Annotated in this window: 7 protein-coding genes; 5 read left to right on the forward strand and 2 right to left on the reverse strand. The window is 42.8% G+C overall.

What is annotated here, in order from left to right; translation table 11 throughout:
- Both AB3112_RS07765 and AB3112_RS07770 read left to right on the forward strand, forming a co-directional pair.
- Positions 1–437 (forward strand): GDP-mannose 4,6-dehydratase (locus tag AB3112_RS07765; RefSeq protein WP_367334236.1); only part of this gene is annotated, 437 nt, incomplete at its 5' end.
- Positions 438–449: 12 nt separating this feature from the next.
- On the forward strand, positions 450–1316 hold the full coding sequence (locus AB3112_RS07770) for an NAD(P)-dependent oxidoreductase (RefSeq protein ID WP_084972817.1): 867 nt from the start codon (positions 450–452) through the stop codon (positions 1314–1316).
- Between the two features lie 93 nt (positions 1317–1409).
- Here AB3112_RS07770 and AB3112_RS07775 read toward each other — a convergent pair whose 3' ends face one another.
- The gene (locus AB3112_RS07775) at positions 1410–1610 is read right to left on the reverse strand and encodes a hypothetical protein (RefSeq protein ID WP_084972816.1); all 201 of its coding nucleotides are present in this window, start codon (positions 1608–1610) and stop codon (positions 1410–1412) included.
- Between the two features lie 119 nt (positions 1611–1729).
- Between AB3112_RS07775 and AB3112_RS07780 the strand changes: the two genes are divergently transcribed.
- Positions 1730–2170 (forward strand): MerR family transcriptional regulator, encoded by a 441-nt coding sequence (locus AB3112_RS07780; RefSeq protein ID WP_084972815.1) that lies wholly within the window; start codon positions 1730–1732, stop codon positions 2168–2170.
- Between the two features lie 103 nt (positions 2171–2273).
- Here AB3112_RS07780 and AB3112_RS07785 read toward each other — a convergent pair whose 3' ends face one another.
- Positions 2274–2483, reverse strand: coding sequence for a hypothetical protein (locus AB3112_RS07785; RefSeq protein ID WP_057910756.1), 210 nt, complete (start codon positions 2481–2483; stop codon positions 2274–2276).
- Positions 2484–2713: 230 nt separating this feature from the next.
- Between AB3112_RS07785 and AB3112_RS07790 the strand changes: the two genes are divergently transcribed.
- A complete protein-coding gene (locus AB3112_RS07790; protein WP_084972814.1) occupies positions 2714–3367 on the forward strand; it encodes a snapalysin family zinc-dependent metalloprotease in 654 nt (217 codons plus the stop codon).
- 303 nt (positions 3368–3670) lie between these two features.
- A complete protein-coding gene (gene tyrS / locus AB3112_RS07795) occupies positions 3671–4927 on the forward strand; it encodes a tyrosine--tRNA ligase (RefSeq protein WP_367334237.1) in 1257 nt (418 codons plus the stop codon).
- Positions 4928–5290: the final 363 nt, after the last annotated feature.

The following is a 5290-nucleotide window of genomic DNA, read 5'->3' on the forward strand; positions in this document are numbered from 1 at the left end:
CGTATCAGTTTCCTGAGAAATTAATTCCGCTGATGGTCACACACGGCCTCCAAGAAAAATCCTTACCCATTTATGGAAACGGCCAAAATCGTCGGGATTGGCTGCACGTCCAAGACAACTGTGCGGCAATTGCGGCCGTTTTGAAAAAGGGCCGGGCCGGCGAGGTGTACAATATTGCCGCGCATCAATACAAAACAAACAACGAAATCGTTGAAGGCATCATTCGACAATTGCAGTTACCGGAATCACGGATTGAATATGCCAGTGACCGTCCAGCCAATGACCAATTATATTCAATTAATGATGACAAAATTCGAAACGAGTTGGGGTGGCGACCGCGGATTGAATTTGATGTCGGGATGAATGAAACAATTGCCTGGTACGTCGATCATGAAACGTGGTGGCGGCCGTTGTTGCGGCAAGTTAAAAATCGATAATGGGGTGAGAGCATGAAAATTGGATTTATTGGAACTGGTGTCATGGGCACTGGGATGATCAAGAATTTGTTGAAGGCCGGCTTTGAAGTGGTCGTTTATAATCGGACCAAGGATCACGCGGCTGATGCCTTAAAGGCGGGCGCTGTCTGGCGGGATACACCGGCTGAAGTAACGAAAATTAGCGATGCGGTCATCACGATCGTCGGCTTTCCCAAGGATGTTGAAGAAGTTTATTTCGGCCACAATGGTATTTTTGAGACCGCTCATCGGGGCCAACTGTTAATTGATATGACGACCAGTACACCAAAGCTTGCGCAAAAAATTGCGGCAGCCGGGTCACCGAATGGAATTAGTGTTCTTGATGCCCCCGTTTCCGGAGGCGATGTCGGCGCCCAAAAGGGAACCTTGACGATTATGGTCGGCGGAACCGCTGAAGCATTTGACCGTGCATCAACGATATTACAGGCAATGGGCACATCGATTAAACGATTTGGGGATGCCGGCCAGGGACAAAACGCCAAGATGGCGAACCAAATCATGGTTGCCGGAACGATGACCGGGATGATTGAATCACTGGTTTATGCAAAAAAGGCCGGCTTGGATTTAACACAAATGATTGAAACAATTAATGGTGGGGCTGCGGCCAACTGGAGCATGACCAACTATGGGCCAAGAATTCTGGGGAATGATTTTAAGCCGGGCTTTGCGGCTAAGCATTTCTTGAAGGACCTTCGAATCGCACTGGATACTGCTGATGAAATGGGCATTGAGCTCCCAGCTACGACTGTTGCCCGTGATTTGTACCAGAAAATGGTCGACCAGATGAAGTTGGGCGATCTTGGCACCCAAGGGTTGATGAAAGTTTATGAACGCCAATAAAAAATAAGCCTAAGACATTTAAATGGTTCATGTCTCACGCTCATACGGTAAGTCTTGGTTTAATTCCAGACTCAAATCGTGTTGAGCCCCAGGTTATTTTTGCCGCTTTTCTTTCCGTCTTTGAGTTGCGACAACCAAATTGATAACGACTGAAACCATCAAAAAGATGCCGGCAAGAATCACCAAGCCGATTTTAACGTCATCGGCCAACGATGCCTTTTGAATAAAGAGCCCAAGGGCAATCGATATGATTAACGAAACGTCTGCAACAATTAATTTTGGAGAAAAATTCATTTCATTCACACCCTTCAAAAAGCATTATAACAAATGATTTTGAAAATCACTGCAATATTTTGAATCCCGTTTGGCCGAACTGATATAATTAACTGTAGAAATCAAAAAGGGTGACAACAATGGCAGAAGAAAATAATAACGATGCCTTCATCGACACAGACAAATTAATATTTGGGATTGGCCAGGTCCAACAAATCACCGGCGTTTCTGGGCGTCAGCTTCGCTACTGGGAGGAGCAGGGTTACATTCACTCTCTCAGTCAGAAGAAAGGGGCTGCCAGAGAATATTCAATGCATACCTTATTTTTTATTTTCCACGTATCCCGGTTTTTGGAGCAGGGATTTACCCTGCAGGCAGCCGTTGATAAAGCGAAACAACTTGATCAGCAGCTGCCGGTGTTGCGTCAATTTTTAAAATCGCAGCTTCAGGGGGTTTCCAGTGACGCGGATAAAAGCCTGATTGATTTTGGCTATCTCGACGAGTCGCATACGAAGCGCGTTTATGGTGTGATTGAAGATGGCAAAACGGCGTTTAAGATTGAAGAAGTTCATGGTGAGTAAATGACGCAATGTTTTTCGGTGTATTTAACACACTGCTTTAAGAAGTGAAAAAAGGTTGGAGCCTCCTTAACGGAGATGTCCCAACCTTTTTGCGTTGAAAAGATTAGTCTTGTTCGTTATCAAACTTCTTATATAAGCCAATAATTGTTTTATCGGTCAACTCAACGGGTTTGCCATCCAAAGTGACCTCAACGATTTTGTAGTAATCTTCCAAATCGGGAACTTCCAGACGTTGGTTCGCCAGAAAATCAGCGGCCGATTGGTACTCGATTGATTCAGTTGCGCCGCCATTTTCGTAAGTAATTTTTAACATGGTGTCACTTTCCTTCTATATAATGATTTTGTTTACGACTTAATTCTAATGGCTCCATTTTAAAATACAACTAACTGCATTGTGAATTTAGTGTGAAGAATTGATGACTTTTTTGAGACTTTAAATTTGGCCGCTTATTTCTGTCATGATATATTATGAGTGAGGGGATGGCTGTCGTAACATCCTACAACTAAATATTTTGAACACGACGTTTAATTAGGGGGAATTGAATGTTTAAGTTTAAGCATGTTTTTGTTCTTGTGTTAACCACGTTGATTTTTGTCATCGGATTAGCCGCAGCTTTTGGCCAATCCAGTTCTGCACAGACGATTAAATTTACCAGTGAGATGCACACCAGCAAGAACCTGACTTACAACGGAACAATCAAGTACTATGTTAAATCCGACGCTAAAAAATACACACCTGAAATAACCTACGCAACCAAAAAATGGAACAACGCGCTCGGCAAGAAAGTTTTCCAACGGACCAATTCAATCAGCCGTTCCCGATTAGTATTTACCGGAACAAATAAGCTTGGGGCAAGTTATGCTGGGGTAGCAGAAATAAATAGCGGCGTTATTGCACTCAATACGTCATGGATGAGCCGATACAATCAGCAAAAGCGGCGTGCGGTTGTGATCCACGAGCTGGGTCATACATTTGGCACCAAAGACCTGTATGAATATCCAAACGCATCTTTACGCAGTTTGTTCAAAGCTCAAACCATCATGGGTGGTAATTACGCCACGAGTATTAAGTCGTTTGACAAGAAGCTCGCAAAGTGGTCGTTAAAGAAAACCAGAAGTATGTCTCAAACAGAGTTTCGTCACTACCGTTCTAACACTGGGCTTTACTATCAACAAATGCTCAATGGCCGCCTGTAATTTCTTTAGAATCCATTGACAACCGATTGTTCAGACACTATGATTAACTTATTGTTTCATGGACGTTGAGACAGTCCGGTAGTTGGTCAACGTGAGAATTCAGAAACTTAGCGGGAATGTGAGCTGAGCGCTTGGCCAACGAACATACAACTGTTGAGTCTTAATAATGTTAGACGGATCATCCCGTTACCGATGAATCGAGAGGTTGTCGACATATCGGCAACAACTTGGGTGGTAACGCGGAAAAACTTCGTCCCTGGCAATTTAATTGTCAGGGACTTTTTTATTAGGAGGAAATTATTGATGAATATTTTGGATGAGTTGAAGTGGCGAGGAGCCATCAACCAGGAAACTGATCATGAAGGGTTAACCGACTTGGTCAACAAACAATCAGCTGGGATTTATGTCGGAATTGACCCAACTGGCGACAGCATGCACATTGGTCATTTAATTCCGTTTATGATTCTTAAGCGGTTCCAGTTAGCCGGGCATCATCCAGTGATTTTGATTGGTGGTGGAACTGGGTCAATTGGTGATCCAAGCGGTAAGAAGTCGGAGCGGGTCCTACAGTCAATGGACAAGGTTCGCAGTAATGAACGCAAATTGACGGCCCAAATGGAAAAGCTGTTTAGACAGGACGGAAAGTTTGAAATCGTTAATAACTACACGTGGCTTTCCAAATTATCGCTGTTGGATTTTCTTCGTGACTACGGTAAGTTGTTTAATATCAATACCATGTTGAACAAGGAAATTGTTGCCAGCCGATTGGAAGTTGGAATTTCGTTTACGGAATTTACTTACCAGATTCTTCAAGCAATTGATTTTCTCCACTTATACAGACATAATGACGTTCAGATTCAGCTTGGTGGTGCTGATCAATGGGGGAATATCACCTCGGGAATTGATCTCATCCACAAGATGGAAGGACAGGAAGCCAAGGCCTTTGGACTGACGATTCAGCTATTGCTAAAGGCGGATGGCACCAAGTTTGGTAAATCAGAAGGCGGTAATGTTTGGCTTGATCCAGAAAAGACGACACCTTATGAATTTTACCAATTTTGGATTAATCAAGATGACCATGACGTTATCAAATACCTGAAGTACTTTACTTTTCTTGATAAAGATGAAATCGATGAGCTGGCGGAAAAAGTGGCTACTCACCCAGAAAAGCGTGAGGCACAACGTAAGCTGGCTGAAGAACTGACTGAATTTGTCCATGGCAAGCAGGCGGTCAAGCAGGCGGAACATATTTCAGAAGCATTATTCTCCGGAGACGTTGCAGAACTAACGACCAGTGAAATCGAACAGGGATTTAAGAATATGCCGTCAGTGGATGTTTCATCAGATCCGTTAAACATTGTTGAATGGCTGGTCGATGTGACTAAGATTGAAAAGTCCCGTCGCCAAGCAAGAGAAGACATTACCAATGGTGCAATTCGGATTAACGGAGAGCGAATTGAAGATGTGAACTTTGAGATTAATCCAGCGAACAAGTTTGACGGCAAATTTGTCATCGTTCGTCGGGGTAAGAAAAAGTACTTTTTAGCAAGAGTTAAATAGAACTTGAGGCAGGCCGATCGAAGGTCTGTCTTTTTTTGTTGACAATGATTCAAAAAGCCGGTATATTATTCAGTGCGGCTTTCGTAGGAATCACTTTTTCATTCAGTGATAATTTAAAAAAAGTCGTTGACACAGATTGTGTGTCATGATAATATTAAATAGTTGTCAAAAGCGAGGAACAAGCGCTTACGACAACATGTAGACCTTTGAAAACTGAACAAGATTTTCGACAAACAAATGTGCAGGGCGCTTCGATTTTTAATCGGAGCCAAACATTTGCGAAGTCAATTCGTAAAACAAATAATAAATTAAATCATGAGCTATAACAGGCTTATCATTTTAAAAAGTATTTTAAGATGAGAG

The sequence above is a fragment of the Lentilactobacillus sp. genome, from assembly GCF_040773105.1.
Classification (GTDB): domain Bacteria; phylum Bacillota; class Bacilli; order Lactobacillales; family Lactobacillaceae; genus Lentilactobacillus; species Lentilactobacillus parabuchneri.